Here is a 16197-nt window from a genome sequence, read left to right as displayed (position 1 = left end):
CCCCTCCGCTTGGAGGGGCCGTTTTCGTTATGCCAGCGCTTGGGTGAGCGCACGCATGTCGCGCTCCAATTCGGCGACCCGGGCTTCCGGCACCACGAACCCGGCGGTGGCCAGCCAGTTGGCGAGCATCCGGTGCCCGCCGTCGGTCAGTACGGATTCCGGGTGGAACTGCACACCCTCGATCGGCAGCTCGCGGTGCCGCATCGCCATGACGATGCCGGTCTCGGTGCGCCCGGTGACCTCGAACTCGTCGGAGATCGTCTCCGGCACCACCGTCAGCGAGTGGTAGCGGGTCGCGGTGAAGGGATGCGGCAGCCCGGCCAGCACCCCGGTGCCGGTGTGCACGACCTGGCTGGTCTTCCCGTGCAGCAGCTCCGGCGCCCGATCCACGGTCGACCCGTAGGCGACGGCGATGGCCTGATGCCCAAGACAAACCCCAAGCAACGGCTTCCGCGCCTCGGCACAGCGCCTGACCACGTCGACACTGAGCCCGGCCCGCTCCGGCGTGCTCGGCCCAGGACTGATCAGGACGGCGTCGAACCCACTGAGCGCCTCCGGATCACCCAACTCGTCGGCGTCGTTGCGCCACACCTCGCACTCCGCGCCCAGCTGGGCCAGGTACTGCACGAGGTTGTAAACGAAGCTGTCGTAGTTGTCGACGACCAGTACGCGCATGCCCACAACCTACAGTCCGCCACCACCTGATTTGAGCCTGAGCCTGCTGAGGACGCTGGTCTCCTCAGGCCATAACGTGCCGACTGTGCGCATCCGGCAATACGTGTACCTCGGCCTGGTGAGTCGTCAGGTGTCGGCAGCCGAGGTCACGGCACGCCTCGGTGTCGAACCGGACCGGGTCAGGGTCCGAGGAGCCCGTTCGACCAGGCCGCCGATTCCCGTCTTCCACGCGTGGGAAGTCGTCTGCGACGAACCTCGGCTCAGGGTGGACGAACAGCTTGCCCGGGTAGTCCACCGGCTCACTCCGCACCACGCCGAAATCGTCGCCCTCGCCCGGGAGCTAAGGTCCGCGGACCCGCAGCACGGCGGCGCGGTCATGAGAGTCGTTCGCTACCTCGCCGCCGAAGACGGCGCGGAGGAAGAACTGAGCTCACCTGATGCGCGGCTGCAGAAGCTGCCGGGACAGCACCACTTGCTCAGCTGGACAGTCGATCGCGAGGTCCTGGAGTTCCTATCGGCCGTCGAAGCCACCCTCGACGTCGACGAATACGGATGACCAACGGCCACACCGGTTGCCCACCAACCCACTCATCCCAATTTTCGCCGCCGCCCCTACCAGCGCAAACCCCCACCCACCCGGGGGCACTGCCCTTGGCCAGTCTATCGGCGAGGGGTGACATTTCGGCCGATGTCGATCTTGCTTGTGGACAACTCGACCATGGCAGCATGGTCGCCGTGACTCAGTTGACGCGCAGGCTCGGGACTGTGGACGCGACCGCGATCGGGCTTGGGTCGATGTTGGGGGCGGGCGTCTTCGCGGTGTTCGCGCCTGCCGCGGCCAGTGCGGGTGGGGCGGTCCTGGTCGCGCTGGTCATCGCCGGATTCGTCGCCTACTGCAACGCCACCGCGTCCGCGCAGCTCGCGGCGGCCTACCCCGCTTCCGGCGGCACCTACCTGTTCGGGCGTGAAGTCCTCGGGCCGTGGTGGGGGTTCCTCGCCGGGTGGGGGTTCGTCATCGGCAAGACCGCCAGTTGCGCGGCGATGGCGCTGACGTTCGCCGCCTACGCGGCCCCGGGCTGGGAGCGGCCGATCGCCGCCGCGGCGGTCGTGGTGCTGACGGTGGTCAACTGCTTCGGCATCACCCGGACCGCGCTGCTCACCAAGGTGCTCCTGAGCGTCGTCCTCATCGTGCTGGTCGGCACCGTCGCACTCGCCCTTCCCGCCGCCGCCCCGGCGGGCGACTGGTTCACCCGCGGACCCCTCGGCGTGCTCCAGGCAGCAGGTCTGCTGTTCTTCGCCTTCGCCGGCTACGCGCGAATCGCGACGTTGAGCGAAGAGGTCCGCGAACCGACCCGGACGATTCCCCGGGCCATCCTGGGCGCACTCGGCGGGGCGATGGTGGTCTACCTCGCGGTCGGCGTCACCTTGCTGCTGGTCCTCGGCCCGGACCGGCTCGCGGAGTCCAAAGCCCCACTGGCCGACGTGCTCACGGTCGCCGGACACCCCGGGCTGACCATCGCGGTCCGCATCGGCGCCGCGGCCGCCAGCCTGGGCGCGCTGCTGGCGTTGATCACCGGCATCGGCCGGACCGCCATGGCGATGGCCCGCAACCGGGACCTGCCGCCGTTCCTGGCCACCGTCGACTCCCGCTTCGGCGTCCCGCGCCGCGCCGAGGTGGCGGTCGGGGCCACCGTGTGCGTGCTCGTGCTGCTCGCCGACCTGCGCGGGGTGGTCGGGTTCTCGTCGTTCGGCGTGCTTGTCTACTACGCCGTCGCCAACGCGAGCGCGTACCGGCAGCCCGTGAGCGAACGACGGTGGCCGCGCTGGCTCAACGTCGCCGGGTTCGTCGGCTGTGTGGTGCTCGCCGTGACCCTGCCGTTCGGCTCGGTCCTCATCGGCGCGGGCGTGCTCGCGGTCGGGCTGCTGGCCAGGCTCGCTATTCGGTCGTGACCTCGTTGAACGGCAGCTTCGGCTCGATCCACGGGAACACCACGAACATCAGCAGTGCCACCACCCCGGCGATGAGCAGCAACGCGGTGATCGCGCGAACCGCCATCGGGCCCGGCAGGTGCCGCCAAATCCACCCGTACATCAGGAGGTCTCCTTCAACTCTGGCGGCCTGAACTCAGGATGGGCCGGGTCCTTCGCCCAATGCTGCACGAACACAGCGTGGACGATGAGGCGCTGGCGGTCGGAGAACCGCGGATGACAAGTCGTCAGCGTCATCAGCGTGACCTGCTCACCGACGCTGCCCTCGGCGCCCGGGCGGTGCGGGACGGGCGCGATGACCGAGCTGTCCCTCGGGTTGACGATCTCCTGCCCGACCACCTCGTCATACGGCGCGCCCAGCGGGGCCACACCCTTGCACCTGGGGTCGGACGCCTTCTCCGCCCACCTGCCTGCCTCGTCCTTCTTGGGCATGACCCGGTAGACAAACCAGCTGAACCGGGTCTCGACCACGATCGCGTCGCACGAGTTGAGCAGGTCGATGTCGTTGAACGGGGCGCCCTTGCCGACCCGGTGGCCCGCCACCGCGAAGTTGCCGGGCTGACCGGGGTACGCCGTTCCCTGGTAGTGGCCGGGGCCGACCTCCAGGGTCTTCTCGGTGGTGCCCTCGAGAATGGTGAACGCGTAGTCGCTGCCCAGGGCCGGGACGAACATCTTCGCGAAGCCCGCGCCCTCGCCAAGGCCCTCGAAGTGGTCGACCCGCTCTTCCTCGGGCGGCCCCGCCTTCCAGGTGTCCTCAAGCGCCGACGTGGCCTCCCGCTGCTTGCCGGCGGAAACCAGGTCGGTGACGTAAACCTCGTATACGACGAAAAGCAGCACCACGAGACCCGCCGTGATGAGTAATTCGCCGAGCCCGCGAACAACCGAGCGAACCCGATCGGAATCTCCCGAAACCGGGCCCTGACCAGGGCCGACCGGGGATTCCGCTGGGCTGTCGCCGCTGTCGAGCGTGCTCACGCGGGCTCCTCTCGCGGGTGTTGCCCGACCACCCTCGCGCTAACGAACTCAGAACGTTGGCGACTGGTGATTCGGCTACGTGCTCAGCTACGTTAACGTGTTGCATCGGCGGGAGTTGCGCCCATGCCTTAGAACAACCGCACCCAACGCTCCACGTCAGGCGAGGACAGCATGCCTAAGTCCAAGGTCCGCAAGAAGGACGTCTACACCGCGCCGAGCGATCGCCGCACGCCGGTGAAGGTCAAGTCAGCGGGACCGTCCCACCCGATTTACGTCGCGGTGATGCTCGGAGTGATGCTGATCGGCCTCGCGTGGCTGGTCGTGAACTACATCGCGGGTCAGAAGATCGGGTTCATGGCGGACCTGGGCAACTGGAACTTCGCCATCGGATTCGCGCTGATGATCGCCGGCCTGCTGATGACGATGCGCTGGCGCTGACCCGCGCCCACGGAGAGTCCTGCCGTTTCACCCCATCGTGTTCGGCGGGATACATCCATTCAGCCCACACGACTGAACCACATGGATGTAAGTCATCCCCAGTGTGGATAACTACTGTGGATAACCGTGCCAAGCCTTGAACCCATGAGTTGGGCGCCCCAGCCCGCCGTCGTCGGCATCGGCTGGGTCATGACCGCGCTCGCGCTGCTTGGCGCCCTTTTCGTGGGCGACGCCCGGGGCACGATCCTGCTGGTCATCGCGACTTTCACTCTGGGTTTGCTGTCGCTGTTCGGCACCGTCGCGCGCCCTCGCCTCGCCGCGGACCAGTCCGGCGTCACCGTTCGCGGCATGTTCCACACGCGGCATTGGTCGTGGGGCGAGGTCAACATCCGCGTCGCCCGAACGCGCAGGCTGGGCCGCGAGAGTGAGGTCGTCGAGATCGACGCCGACAACGCCGAGGACCCCGCCCTCGTGCTCCTGGGCAGGCTGGACCTCGGCGCGGAGCCGTACGACGTCACCGACGCCCTGCTGCGCCTACGGACCTAGAGCCGGGTCGCGTAGTAGCACTCAAGCGTGGTCGGGTTGACGCAGAACGTCTGGTCTTTGACCTGGGGCGTGCGGACCACGAACAACGCGACCAGCACGACGACCACAGCCACAACCGTCCCGATCTGTACCGGCAGGCGCCGCGCGGTCGGGGCGTAGACCATGCCCGCCGTGACCACCGCGCCGACGACCAGGCCGCCGAGGTGCGCGAGCAGGGAGATCCCGGGCACGGAGATGCTGAACGCGATGTTCAGCGCGATGATCCCCAGCACCGACATCAGGACGTGCTTGTCGCGCTTGAGCCGGATCACGGCGACGAGCAGGCCGCCGAGCATGCCGTAGACCGCGCCGGACGCGCCCGTGCTCCTGGTTTCGACGGCGTCGAACAGGTAGACCGTCGCGCTGCCGCCGAGCATCGACAGGAAGTAGACCAGCGCGAACCGCAGGCGGCCCAGGAGCAGCTCGATGTCACGCAGGAACCACAGCGCGACACAGTTGACGAGCACGTGGAGCGGTCCGTAGTGCAGGAATCCGCTGGTGAGGGTGCGCCACCACTCACCTTCGGCGATCGACGGCGCGTAGGCGAGCAGAGCCGCGAACAACTCTGACTGCTGGTTGTTGAAGAGGTCCCGCGCCAGGGCCACCGTGATGACGAACATCGCCACGTTGACCGCGATGAGCGCGGGCACGAGGACCGGTTTGTCGGACAGCTCGGCACCGGCGACGGTGGTCGCCCGCCGCACCTCGCTGCGCCCTTGCCGGACGCAGTCGACGCACTGGAAGCCGACCGACGCCTCGACGAGGCACTCCGGGCACGCGGGCCGGTCGCAGCGCGTGCAGCGCAGCCCGGTCTGCCTGCCGGGGTGACGAACGCAGGCGGGCAGGCCCGCCTGCGTTCCTGTCGGTTCGGACGGAGTGGACACTCAGCCCTCGGAGCGCTCGACGATGACCTTTTCGATCACCACATCTTCGAGAGGCTTGTCGTTCGGGCCCGTCGCGATGTGGCCGATCTTGTCGACCACGGTGCGCGATTCCTGATCGGCGACCTCACCGAAAATGGTGTGCTTGAAGTTCAGCCAGGTCGTCGGGCCCACCGTGATGAAGAACTGCGAGCCGTTCGTGTTGGCCCCGGCGTTGGCCATGGCCAACAGGTAGGGCTTGTTGAACTGCAGTTCCGGGTGGAACTCGTCGGCGAACTCGTAGCCGGGACCACCGCGGCCGGTACCGGTCGGGTCACCGCCCTGGAGCATGAAGCCGTCGATCACCCGGTGGAAAATCGAGCCGTCATAGAACGGACCGGACTCGGAGCCCGACGCGTTCTTCTTCGAATATTCCTTCGTGCCCTCGGCGAGGCCGACGAAGTTGGCCACGGTCTTGGGTGCATGGTCGGGGAAAAGGTTGATCCGGATGTCACCCTGCGAGGTATGCAGGGTGACCTTCACCTTCGTCCCAACGAGGGATGCGTTGCTGTCTGCCACCGCCCCATCGTGCCATCTTCGGCAGGATCTGTCGGGAAGGGGCAGGATTGATGGTCTGAATCAGTTCCACAATCAGTCCCACGATGAACGAGGTGAAGCCATGACCCGGGCCGGAGAGACGGTGGGCAAGGCCGTCGGCACCGGCTGGCGCGCGGCGCGCCAAGGTGCCGCACGCGCCGGTGAGGCGGCTCAGGCCGCCGAGCACAAGCTGGCCGCGAAAGGTGTCGCGCCAAAGCAGGTGGCAGATGTGATCGCCGAGACCGCGCACGTCGCTCGGGACGAGATGGCCGCGCAGACCCGGCGCGCCCGCAAGCAGCTGGCCAAGGCCGCGAAGCGGGCAAGCCAGTCGCTCGAGATCCCGGAGCAGGTGTCGGTGCCGGTCAAGCAGCTGAAGAAGGACCTGAAGCCGCAGGTCAAGGCGTACAAGAGCGAGCTGCGCGACCAGATCAAGGCCGCGAAGGCGGCGGCCAAGAAGGCCGCGAAGGACCCCGGCAACAAGCGCCGCAAGTGGCCGCTGTTCCTGCTGCTCGCCGCGGCGGGCGGTGCGGCCGCGGTCATCATGCGGGGCCGCTCGGAGCAGGCCCCGGCGGCGCACACGCCCAAGCCGGAGCCCGTGCCCGCGCCGAAGCCGAAGCCTGCCCCCAGGCCGGAATCAGCCGAGCGCAACGGCCAGGCCAGCCCGGCCGAGCCGATCACGTCCGACAAGAACTAGGCGCGCACATGGAAGGTGGCCCCCTCGCGGGGCCACCTTCCCCCGCGTCAGAGGCCGAGTTCGGTGACGACGGCCTCGACGATCCGTCGGGCCTTGATGGTCTGCGCCTGGTTCGAGGTCACCACGACGGCGACCTTGTCCTTGGCGACGGCGTACACGGCGCCCTTGTCACCCGAAAGGGAGCCACCTTTCCACCCTTGGGGTGACCGAGCCGGATCCGACGTAGCCCGCGGTGCGGCTTCGTCGACGATCGCCGTGGCAACCGCGGCCTCGCCGACGTAGATCCGCACGGTGAGCTGGACGGTCCCGTCGGGCCGGTAGAAGAAGCACGCCGGGTGCGGCTTGTCCGCGGAGATCCGCACCTTGGTCACCCGCTGCCCGTTGGCGTCGGCGACCGCGGCGGACTCCAGGTAGGGGCACGGCCCATCCGCCACCGGCTCCGGCGCGGGCGGAGCCTGCGCGGACGTGGGCGCGGCGGCAGTGCTCGCGGGCGGCTCGACCGTCTGGTCCGGCGCAGTCGACGGCACCGGCTCGGCGGTGCACGCGCTGAGAGCGAACAGGGACGCGGCGAAGATCACGACTCGTCTCATGGCCCCGCAAGTCAACCAGACCGCCGAATGGCGCAGTGATCCGCCATGTTCCACGTGGAACATGGCGCGGCAGTCAGGCGGAAACACTCACCACGAGCGCGGGTTCAAGCCGAATCTCGTGCGGGGTGTAGCAGTCGTTGATCTCGGTGGCGATCTCCGCGCCGCACTCGCACCTCAGCTTCGGGCCGTCCGATCCGCCCGGCCCGCAGCACCCGTAGCTTCGGTCGCCGATCCGAGATCGTGGGACGAGGAAGTCCTCGGGGTGCAAAACGATCGTGTGTCGAGGCCCAGCCGCCACCTGCACGAGGAAGCCGGCGCAAGCGGGCCCGTCGCCCAAAGCCCGATGACCCCGAGGGGCACGCGCGGTGATCTTGCGAGTTGACGCACAAGGCCCAGACAGCGGGGCAACCCTGCTGACCTGGGCTTTAGCGTGTGTTGATCGTGGTGGAGACGAGGGGAATCGAACCCCTAACCCCTGCCTTGCAAAGGCAGTGCTCTGCCAATTGAGCTACGTCCCCGTGCAGCGCGGCCCGCGGGCCGCGCCGTGCTGGGTCAGGCCTTCTTCACGCCGTTGTTGGCGACGGGCGTGGTCGCCTCGCGCCACAGGTCGGCTTCTGCCTTCGCCGAGTTCTTGCGGCGCACCACCAGGAGGACGCCACCAGCAATTGCGGCGAGCGCGAGAAGCTTCTTCACTTCGAATGCCTCCTTTGGCACTTCAAGTCCGTCCACGTCACACCCGACGTGACCCGCCCAGTCTGCCACAACACCCACTCACGCCGTCGTGGCACCCGAACACCTGTCGATCACCGCAAGGCCCGTGCGCGCGTCGGCACGCGAGCGCTCAGGGCCGGGGGTGGGACGATGGGGCATGGCGAGGTCGTGGCGTCATGGGGTCGTTCTGGTCGGGTGCGGGGCGATTCTGCTCGTGCCCGCACCCGAACCGAAACCCACTCCGCCCGAGGTGATCTACCACCGCGGGATCGTGCTCACCATGGAGGCCGGGCTGCCGCGGGCCGAAGCGATCGCGGTCCGGGACGGGCGGATCCTGGCGGTCGGCGACGACGAAGACGTGCTGGCCCTGCGGGAACTCACCACGCGCGTGGTGGACCTCGGTGGGCGGACGGTGCTGCCGGGCTTCATCGACTCCCATGCGCACTGGATCGGCGACGGAGGCATGGTGGGGCACAACGCCGACTCCGCGATCGACGCGGCCCTGCGCCGGGGGTGGACCAGCGTCAACGAGCAGTTCGTCAACCAGCAGCGATTGGCGGACCTGCGTGCGCTCGACGAGGCCGGTCGGCTCCGATTGCGGGTCAACGCCTACCTGCCGGTGAACTTCGACGACGAGAAGTTCGGCGAGTGGTTCCGGGAGTTCGACCCACGGCACGCCTACAGCCCGCGGCTGCGGGTCGCGGGCATCAAGCTGTTCCTCGACCACGACTGGGGCACGAGGTTCCACTGGGACCAGGTCGAGCTGGACAGGTATGTGCTTTCCGCGCACCGCGACGGATGGCAGGTGACGGCGCACGCGATCAGTGCCGAGGCGCACGACCAATACCTGACGGCGGTGGCGCGGGCGCAGGCCACGCACCCGACCGCGGACGCACGCCACCGGGTCGAGCACGTCGTCCAACTCCGCGACGACCAGCTCACCAGGATGGGCGAGCTGGGGTTGATCGCCTCCATCCAGCCCGGGATGCCGGGTGATCTGGCGGCGGAGGCCGGGTTCCCGGAGTTGGTGGCCCGCGGCCAGACCCGGTGGATCACCCGCTGGCGGGACCTGGTGGAAAGCGGTGTCCGCACCATCGGCGGCACCGACATGCCATGGCTGGTGCTCGGCTTGGCGGGCCGCGCCATCGAACTGCCCCACGGGTCGCCCCTGGAGGCAGTCCACCAGGCGGTGACCCGGCAGAGCTACCTCGGCCGTCCCCCAGAGGACTGGCAGCTGGCGCAGCGCCTGACCGTCGATCAGGCGTTGCGGTTGCTCACCGTCGACGCCGCGTACGGCACGTTCGAAGAGGACGTGAAAGGCACCCTGGCCAGCGGAAAGTACGCGGACATCGTGATCCTCTCGGATGACCCGACGACCGTCGAAGTACACCGGTTGCCGACCATCGAGGTGCTCGCGACCATGGTCGGCGGACGAACGGAGCACTGCGCCCACACCGCACCGTGTTGACGCCGCGATTCGTCTGGCCGTGAGCAGCTTCGTGCGAAACGATTGGCGCCGTGGCAGCGGACGGAACAGTCACAGCGCATGACGGTGTACCGATCGCGTACCGCGACTATGGCGGCAGCGGTCGCGCGCTGGTGATGCTGCACGGCATCGGCGGAAACCTGGAATCGATGGACGGTCTGGCCCGGCGCCTCGGCGCGGGCAGGCGGGTCGTCACGGTCGACATCCGGTTCTGCGGGCAGTCCGGCGACGCCGAACTGTTCAGCTTCGACGACACCGTCGCAGACCTCGAGACGATCGCGGCCGAGCTCGCACTGGGGCAGGTCGACGTGGTCGGGGCCTCGCTTGGCGGCATCGTGGCAGGCCACTACGGCGGCAGGCACCCGGAGTCGCGGATCGTCAGCATCGACGGCTTCGCCGCGGGAACCGTCCGGCATGCGACACCTCAGGACGCCGCCGCGTTCGAGGTGTGGTCGGCCACTACCCGCGCCGGTTTGGCAGCGCTGACCGCTCCGCCTGAGTCCGGTGACCGAGCCTGGATGGAGAGCCAGGTCCAGCAAGTCCTGGCGTTCTTCGACCGGTTGAACTACGGCTCACCACACGCCGAGGTCGAAGCCCGCAGACAGTTCGTGGCGCGGTCGGACGGAACCTTCCGCCGACATCCGGCCCGGCGACTGCTGGACGACCAACTGGCCGACCTGTCTCGCAGCATGGTCCACATGTTCCACGAGTGCGACGGGCCGACGCTGATCATCTTCTGCACGGAGGCACAGTGGCCCGCCGGTCTCGAGCTGGAGCTCAACGACCTGGTGGCGGCGAAACCCAACGTCGAGCTGATCCGGCTTCCGCTCACCCACCTCGCCCCCATGTGGAACGCCGCGGACCACATCGCCGAGCTGATCGACCGGTTCCTCACAACCCATCGTGCGAGTTGAGAGGCTTACTCGTGGCCGTAAAACCCTCAGGGCCGGTACGCGACTCGCGTACCGGCCCTGAGTGTTTGGTGGGCCTAGGAGGACTTGAACCTCCGACCCCTTCGTTATCAGCGAAGTGCTCTAACCGCCTGAGCTATAGGCCCCTGGGAACGCGAGAAGGTTACCGCAGAGGGGTTCGCGGTCCCAAATCGGTATCCCCTTCGGCCTACTCCCGTTCGGCGAGGGTCACTTCGAGGCCGCCCGCCAGGTCGGCGGACACGTTGTAGATGAAGGCTCCGACGGTGGCCAGGGCGCTGAACAACACGATGTTGATCGCGCCGATGATCGCCGCGACGCCGAATACGCGGCCCGCGCTGATGAGGTCTCCGGTGCTGCCGCCTTCGGCGCCGGCGTTGAGGAGCTCGCTGGAGATGCCGTTGAGCTTGTCCCAGACGCCCATGCCGTCGAGGACGGCGTAGAGGGCGCCGACGGCGACCAGCCAGACGAAGAACAGGGCGACGCCCAGGACCAGGGACAGTTTCAGCACCGACCACGGGTCGAAGCGCTTGATCTGCAGGTTGGCCCGCCGCGGGCCCCGCCCTGGCCTGCGCAGGGCGCTGGGGGGCGGGGTGGTGCGGACACCGGGGTCCAGGTGGACCGCGGTGCGGTGCGGGGTCTCCGGCTCCTGGTGGCCGCCGAACAGGCGTGACGCGGCGGTGCCGGTGACGACCGGGCGCTCGTTCGCGGGGGCGGCGACATGCGGCTGGTAGGCCGCTTCGGCGATCCCGTTGATCGGCAGCGCCTGGGTGGTGTCGCCGTCGGTGGAGAGGTTCTCCGTAGTGCTGCCGCTGGTGTCGCCAGTGTCGCCGTACGCCTCGTCGGCGGTGACGCGCTGCCATGGCGGCGGGGTGACCGAGGTGGTCTCCGCCGCCGGGGCCTCGGGTTCCGCCGCGGCGGGCTCGGCCACCGGCTCAACCTTGCTGGTCGCCACGGAGGCCCGCTCCTCGGCGGACTGCTCCGGTGCGTTGGTGTCCGGCTTGTCGGGTGGTGTCACGAGCGGAATCCCCTAGGTCTGCGCGTTCGCATTACTCGGTCGGCGCCTCTGGCGCTTCTTCGTCGTCGTCGGTCTCGGCGACGCCTTCCGCGCTCCGTGCGATGGCTACCAGGGTGGTCCCTTCACCCAGGTTCATCAAACGGACGCCCTTTGTCTGCCTGCCTGCCTTGCGTACCTCGGCGGCCGTGGTCCGGATGACCCCGCCCGACGAGGTGATCGCGAACAGCTCGTCTTCGAGTTCGACGATCACCGCTCCGACCAGCCTGCCACGCCGCGAGTCGTACTGGACGGTGAGCACGCCCTTGCCGCCGCGCCCCTGCACCGAGTAGTCCTCGATGGGCGTGCGCTTGGCATACCCGCCGTCGGTGGCCACCAAAACAAAGGTGCCCTCCTTGACCACGCCGAGGGTCAGCAGTTCGTCGCCCGCGTTGAAGCGCATCCCGAGGACGCCCGAGGTGGCGCGGCCCATCGGGCGCAGGGCGTCGTCGCTGGCGTGGAAGCGGATGGACTGGCCACCCGCGGACACCAGGAGCAGGTCGTCTTCGGCGGAGCACAGGACCGCGCCGACGAGTTCGTCGTCCTCACGGAGGTTGATACCGATCAGACCCCCCGCGCGGTTGCTGTCGAAGTCGGAAAGCTTCGACTTCTTGACCAAACCGTCACGGGTGGCGAGGACCAGGTACGGCGAGACCTCGTAGTCCTTGATCTCGATGACCTGGGCGATCTGCTCGTCGGGCTGGAAGGCGAGCAGGTTCGCCACGTGCTGGCCGCGGGCGGCGCGGTTGGCCTCCGGCAGCTCGTAGGCCTTCGCGCGGTAGACCCGGCCCTTGTTCGTGAAGAACAAGATCCAGTCATGCGTGGAACACACGAAGAAGTGCTCCACGATGTCGTCCTGTTTGAGCGCCGCCCCCTGCACGCCCTTGCCGCCGCGTTTCTGCGCGCGGTACAGGTCGGTCTTGGTGCGCTTCGCGTAGCCGGTGCGGGTGATCGTGACGACGACGTCCTCGACCGCGATCAGGTCCTCGATCGACACCTCGCCGTCGAACGGCAGGATGCGGGTGCGCCGCTCGTCGCCGTGCTTGTCGACGATCTCCTTGAGCTCGTCGCGGATGATCTCGCGCTGCTTGACCGGGCTCTCCAGGATGGCCTGCAGTTCGGCGATGTAGCGCTCGATCTCGCCGAGCTCGTCGATGATCCGCTGCCGCTCCAGGGCCGCGAGGCGGCGCAGCTGCAGTTCGAGGATCGCGCTCGCCTGGATCTCGTCGACGTCGAGCAGCGACATCAGGCCGGTCTTGGCCTCGTCGGCCGACGGGGAGCGCCGGATGAGGGCGATGACCTCGTCGAGCATGTCGAGCGCCTTGGCGTAACCGCGCAGGATGTGGGCGCGCTCCTCGGCCTTGCGCAGCCGGTAGCGGGTGCGCCGGACGATGACCTCGACCTGGTGCTTCACGTAGTGCCGGATGATCTGGTCGAGCCGCAGCGTGCGCGGCACGCCGTCGACCAGGGCCAGCATGTTGACACCGAAGTTGTGCTGCAGCTGGGTGTGCTTGTAGAGGTTGTTCAGCACGACCTTCGCCACGGCGTCGCGCTTGAGGCCGATGACGATGCGCATGCCGCCGCGGTTGTTCGACTCGTCGGCGATCTCGGAGATGCCGGTGAGCTTCCCGTCGCGCACGAGCTGCGCCATGTTCTCGATCAGGTTGTCCGGGTTGACCTGGTAGGGCAGCTCGGTGACGACCAGGATCGTGCGGCCCTTGGCGTCTTCCTCGACCTCGACCACCGAGCGCATCCGAACCGAGCCGCGACCGGTCCGGTAGGCGTCCTGGATCCCTTGTGTGCCAAGGATAAGTCCCTTGGTCGGGAAGTCGGGGCCCTTGATCCGGGTGAGCAGCGCGGCGAGCAGTTCGTCGTCGTCGGCGTCGGGGTTCTCCAGCGCCCAGAACACACCGTCGGCGACCTCCCGCAGGTTGTGCGGCGGGATGTTGGTCGCCATACCGACGGCGATTCCGCTGCCGCCGTTGACAAGCAGGTTCGGGATGCGCGACGGGACGACGACCGGCTCTTCGGTCTTGCCGTCGTAGTTCGGCACGAAGTCGACGGTGTCCTCGCCGATGTCGCGCAGCATCTCCATGGCCAGCGGCATGAGCCGGGCCTCGGTGTACCGCATGGCGGCGGCCGGGTCGTTGCCCGGGGAACCGAAGTTGCCCTGGCCGTCGACCAGCGGGTACCGCATGGACCACGGCTGGGCGAGCCGCACGAGGGTGTCGTAGATCGACGAGTCGCCGTGCGGGTGGTAGTTACCCATCACGTCGCCGACGACGCGGGAACACTTGACGTAGCTGCGATCCGGGCGGAGACCGGTGTCGAACATCGAGTACAGCACCCGGCGGTGGACCGGCTTGAGGCCATCGCGCACGTCGGGCAGCGCGCGGCTGACGATCACGCTCATCGCGTAGTCGATGTAGGAGCTTTGCATCTCCTGCTGGATGTCGACCGGCTCGATCCGGTCCCCCGTCGGCGGCAGGGTTTCAGTCACGACGCAAAGTTCCTTTCATAGCTTCCATCCGGGTGATCATGTGGGGACCGATCACACGTCGAGGAATCGAACGTCCTTGGCGTTGCGGGTGATGAAGGACCGGCGGGCCTCGACGTCCTCACCCATCAGCACGCTGAACAACTCGTCCGCGGTGGCGGCGTCGTCCAGCGTGACCTGGAGCAACAGTCGGTGCGCCGGGTCCATCGTGGTCTCCCACAGCTCGTTGGCGTTCATCTCGCCGAGACCCTTGTAGCGCTGGATGCCGTCTTCTTTGTTGATTTTCTTGCCTGCCGCGAGCCCGGCTTCGAGCACGCCGTCGCGCTCGCGGTCGGAGTAGGCGTACTCCGGCTCGGCGCGCTGCCACTTGATCTTGTACAGCGGGGGCTGCGACAGGTAGACGTGTCCGTGCTCGATCAGCCCGCGCATGAAACGGAACAGGAGGGTGAGCAGCAAGGTGGTGATGTGCTTGCCGTCGACGTCGGCGTCGGCCATCAGCACGACCTTGTGGTAGCGCAGCTTGCTGACGTCGAAGTCTTCCTGGATGCCGGTGCCCAGGGCCGTGATCAGGCTCTGGACCTCGGTGTTCTTGAGCACCCGGTCGATCCGGGCCTTCTCCACGTTGATGATCTTGCCACGGATCGGCAGGATCGCCTGGAACCGGGACTCGCGGCCTTCCTTGGCCGAGCCGCCCGCGGAGTCGCCCTCGACGATGTAGAGCTCGCACTCCTCCGGGTTGGTGGAGCGGCAGTCCTTGAGCTTGCCGGGCAGGCCGCCGATGTCGAGGGCGCCCTTGCGGCGGACCAGCTCGCGCGCCTTGCGGGCGGCCATCCGGGCCTGCGCGGAGCCGACCGACTTGGTGACGATCGTCTTCGCCTCGACCGGGTTGCGCTCGAACCAGTCGGCCAGCCACTCGTTGCAGGTCTGCTGGACGAACGTCTTCGCCTCGGTGTTGCCGAGCTTCTGCTTGGTCTGGCCCTCGAACTGCGGCTCCGCCAGCTTGATCGACACGATCGCCGCCAGGCCCTCGCGGACGTCCTCACCGCTGAGGTTCGCGTCCTTCTCCTTGAGCAGCTTCTTGTCGCGCGCGTAGACGTTGACCACTCGGGTCAGCGCGGCGCGGAAGCCCTCTTCGTGCGTGCCGCCCTCGGGGGTGTTGATCGTGTTGGCGAAGGTGTAGACCGACTCGCTGTAGCCGGTGTTCCACTGCATCGCGACCTCGACCTCGATGCCCTTGCCCTTGGCCTCGAACGCGACGACCTTCTTGTGCAGGGCTTCGCGCGCGTGGTTGATGTGCTTGACGAAGTCCTCGAGGCCACCCGGGTAGCAGTAGGTGCGCTCCTTGACGCGGGCCGCGAGGCCGCTCGCGTCGGCCTCGGAGTCCTCGTCGGACACGCGCTCGTCGCGCAGGACGATGGTGAGGCCCTTGTTGAGGAACGCCATCTCCTGCAGGCGACGGGCGACCGTCTCGGCGTTGTATTCGGTGGTCTCGAAGATCGTGGGGTCGGCCCAGAAGGTGATCGTCGTCCCGGTCTCGCGGGTCGCCTCGCCCTGCTGGACCGGGGTGACCGGCTTGGTGTCCTCGTAGCGCTGGCGCCAGACGTGGCCGTCGGTCTTGATCTCGGCTTCGAGCACCCGGGACAGGGCGTTGACCACGGAGATACCGACGCCGTGCAGACCACCGGAGACCGCGTAGCTCTCGCTGTCGAACTTGCCACCCGCGTGCAGCATGGTCATGACGACCTCGAGGGTGGAGCGCTTCTCCTCCGGGTGCTCGCCGACCGGGATGCCACGGCCGTCGTCGACGACGCGGACGCCGCCGTCGGCCAGCAGGGTGACCTCGACCTTGGTCGCGTGGCCCGCCATCGCCTCGTCGACCGAGTTGTCGACGACCTCCCAGATCAGGTGGTGCAGGCCGCGCTCACCCGTGGAACCGATGTACATACCGGGCCGGAGCCGAACCGCCTCCAACCCCTTGAGGACGGAGATCGAGCCAGCGCCGTACGAGTTTTCCTGCTTGTTGGCTGCCACGTGCTCGGTATCTCCTCGTGCGTCGGATCGACTGCGACGGCGGTGCGCGGACGTCGCCCTGCGCACCCCTCGTCACATACTACTGG

At 68.0% G+C, this 16197-nt stretch carries 17 protein-coding genes and 2 tRNA genes; 7 read left to right on the top strand and 12 right to left on the bottom strand.

The window, feature by feature from the left end:
- Positions 1–27 precede the first annotated feature (27 nt).
- Entirely contained in the window at positions 28–675 is a 648-nt protein-coding gene (locus C8E96_RS08205; RefSeq protein WP_091383694.1) for an aminodeoxychorismate/anthranilate synthase component II, read from the bottom strand.
- 85 nt (positions 676–760) lie between these two features.
- Between C8E96_RS08205 and C8E96_RS08200 the strand changes: the two genes are divergently transcribed.
- Together C8E96_RS08200 and C8E96_RS08195 are read left to right on the top strand one after the other, a co-directional pair.
- The gene (locus C8E96_RS08200) at positions 761–1231 is read left to right on the top strand and encodes a DUF4279 domain-containing protein (protein ID WP_091383695.1); all 471 of its coding nucleotides are present in this window, start codon (positions 761–763) and stop codon (positions 1229–1231) included.
- A 170-nt stretch (positions 1232–1401) separates the two neighbouring features.
- The gene (locus C8E96_RS08195; protein ID WP_091383696.1) at positions 1402–2625 is read left to right on the top strand and encodes an APC family permease; all 1224 of its coding nucleotides are present in this window, start codon (positions 1402–1404) and stop codon (positions 2623–2625) included.
- On the opposite strand, the gene C8E96_RS33150 is transcribed toward C8E96_RS08195, so the two are convergent.
- A complete protein-coding gene (locus C8E96_RS33150; protein ID WP_091383697.1) occupies positions 2612–2767 on the bottom strand; it encodes a hypothetical protein in 156 nt (51 codons plus the stop codon). The genes C8E96_RS08195 and C8E96_RS33150 overlap by 14 nt on opposite strands.
- On the bottom strand, positions 2767–3639 hold the full coding sequence (locus C8E96_RS08190; RefSeq protein ID WP_091383698.1) for a class E sortase: 873 nt from the start codon (positions 3637–3639) through the stop codon (positions 2767–2769). The genes C8E96_RS33150 and C8E96_RS08190 overlap by 1 nt, the downstream gene beginning before the upstream one ends.
- Positions 3640–3810: 171 nt before the next feature.
- On the opposite strand from C8E96_RS08190, the gene crgA reads away from it, so the two are divergent.
- Together crgA and C8E96_RS08180 are read left to right on the top strand one after the other, a co-directional pair.
- Positions 3811–4077 (top strand): cell division protein CrgA, encoded by a 267-nt coding sequence (crgA, locus tag C8E96_RS08185; RefSeq protein ID WP_091383699.1) that lies wholly within the window; start codon positions 3811–3813, stop codon positions 4075–4077.
- Positions 4078–4221: 144 nt separating this feature from the next.
- Complete coding sequence (locus C8E96_RS08180) at positions 4222–4623, top strand: PH domain-containing protein (protein WP_091383700.1); 402 nt, start codon at positions 4222–4224, stop codon at positions 4621–4623.
- Here C8E96_RS08180 and C8E96_RS08175 read toward each other — a convergent pair.
- On the bottom strand, positions 4620–5546 hold the full coding sequence (locus tag C8E96_RS08175; RefSeq protein ID WP_091383701.1) for a rhomboid family intramembrane serine protease: 927 nt from the start codon (positions 5544–5546) through the stop codon (positions 4620–4622). The two genes, C8E96_RS08180 and C8E96_RS08175, sit on opposite strands and share 4 nt — an antisense overlap.
- A complete protein-coding gene (locus C8E96_RS08170) occupies positions 5547–6101 on the bottom strand; it encodes a peptidylprolyl isomerase (RefSeq protein ID WP_091383702.1) in 555 nt (184 codons plus the stop codon).
- Between the two features lie 100 nt (positions 6102–6201).
- On the opposite strand from C8E96_RS08170, the gene C8E96_RS08165 reads away from it, so the two are divergent.
- Complete coding sequence (locus C8E96_RS08165) at positions 6202–6813, top strand: hypothetical protein (RefSeq protein WP_091383703.1); 612 nt, start codon at positions 6202–6204, stop codon at positions 6811–6813.
- 47 nt (positions 6814–6860) lie between these two features.
- On the opposite strand, the gene C8E96_RS08160 is transcribed toward C8E96_RS08165, so the two are convergent.
- The 3 genes from C8E96_RS08160 to C8E96_RS08145 all read right to left on the bottom strand — a co-directional run bounded on the left by C8E96_RS08160 (position 6861) and on the right by C8E96_RS08145 (position 8096).
- Positions 6861–7403, bottom strand: coding sequence for a DUF2020 domain-containing protein (locus C8E96_RS08160; RefSeq protein ID WP_091383704.1), 543 nt, complete (start codon positions 7401–7403; stop codon positions 6861–6863).
- Positions 7404–7845: 442 nt separating this feature from the next.
- Positions 7846–7921: transfer RNA gene (locus tag C8E96_RS08150), tRNA-Ala, on the bottom strand.
- Positions 7922–7955: 34 nt separating this feature from the next.
- A complete protein-coding gene (locus tag C8E96_RS08145) occupies positions 7956–8096 on the bottom strand; it encodes a DLW-39 family protein (protein ID WP_133794258.1) in 141 nt (46 codons plus the stop codon).
- A gap of 232 nt (positions 8097–8328) precedes the next feature.
- Here C8E96_RS08145 and C8E96_RS08140 point away from each other — a divergent pair, with 232 nt between their 5' ends.
- The gene (locus C8E96_RS08140; RefSeq protein ID WP_166657919.1) at positions 8329–9582 is read left to right on the top strand and encodes an amidohydrolase; all 1254 of its coding nucleotides are present in this window, start codon (positions 8329–8331) and stop codon (positions 9580–9582) included.
- Between the two features lie 50 nt (positions 9583–9632).
- A complete protein-coding gene (locus C8E96_RS08135) occupies positions 9633–10514 on the top strand; it encodes an alpha/beta fold hydrolase (protein WP_091383706.1) in 882 nt (293 codons plus the stop codon).
- A gap of 66 nt (positions 10515–10580) precedes the next feature.
- Here the strand turns inward: C8E96_RS08135 and C8E96_RS08130 are convergent.
- The 4 genes from C8E96_RS08130 to gyrB form a co-directional block, all read right to left on the bottom strand.
- Positions 10581–10657: transfer RNA gene (locus tag C8E96_RS08130), tRNA-Ile, on the bottom strand.
- Between the two features lie 62 nt (positions 10658–10719).
- Positions 10720–11547 (bottom strand): DUF3566 domain-containing protein, encoded by an 828-nt coding sequence (locus C8E96_RS08125; RefSeq protein ID WP_091383707.1) that lies wholly within the window; start codon positions 11545–11547, stop codon positions 10720–10722.
- Between the two features lie 31 nt (positions 11548–11578).
- Positions 11579–14083 (bottom strand): DNA gyrase subunit A, encoded by a 2505-nt coding sequence (gene gyrA / locus C8E96_RS08120; protein WP_091383708.1) that lies wholly within the window; start codon positions 14081–14083, stop codon positions 11579–11581.
- A 51-nt stretch (positions 14084–14134) separates the two neighbouring features.
- The gene (gyrB, locus tag C8E96_RS08115) at positions 14135–16111 is read right to left on the bottom strand and encodes a DNA topoisomerase (ATP-hydrolyzing) subunit B (protein ID WP_091383709.1); all 1977 of its coding nucleotides are present in this window, start codon (positions 16109–16111) and stop codon (positions 14135–14137) included.
- Positions 16112–16197 lie beyond the last annotated feature (86 nt).

It is taken from the genome of Actinokineospora alba, assembly GCF_004362515.1.
In the GTDB taxonomy this organism is placed as follows: domain Bacteria; phylum Actinomycetota; class Actinomycetes; order Mycobacteriales; family Pseudonocardiaceae; genus Actinokineospora; species Actinokineospora alba.
Note: the sequence above shows the minus strand (reverse complement) of the source record. Positions and strands in the feature narration are given on the sequence as shown.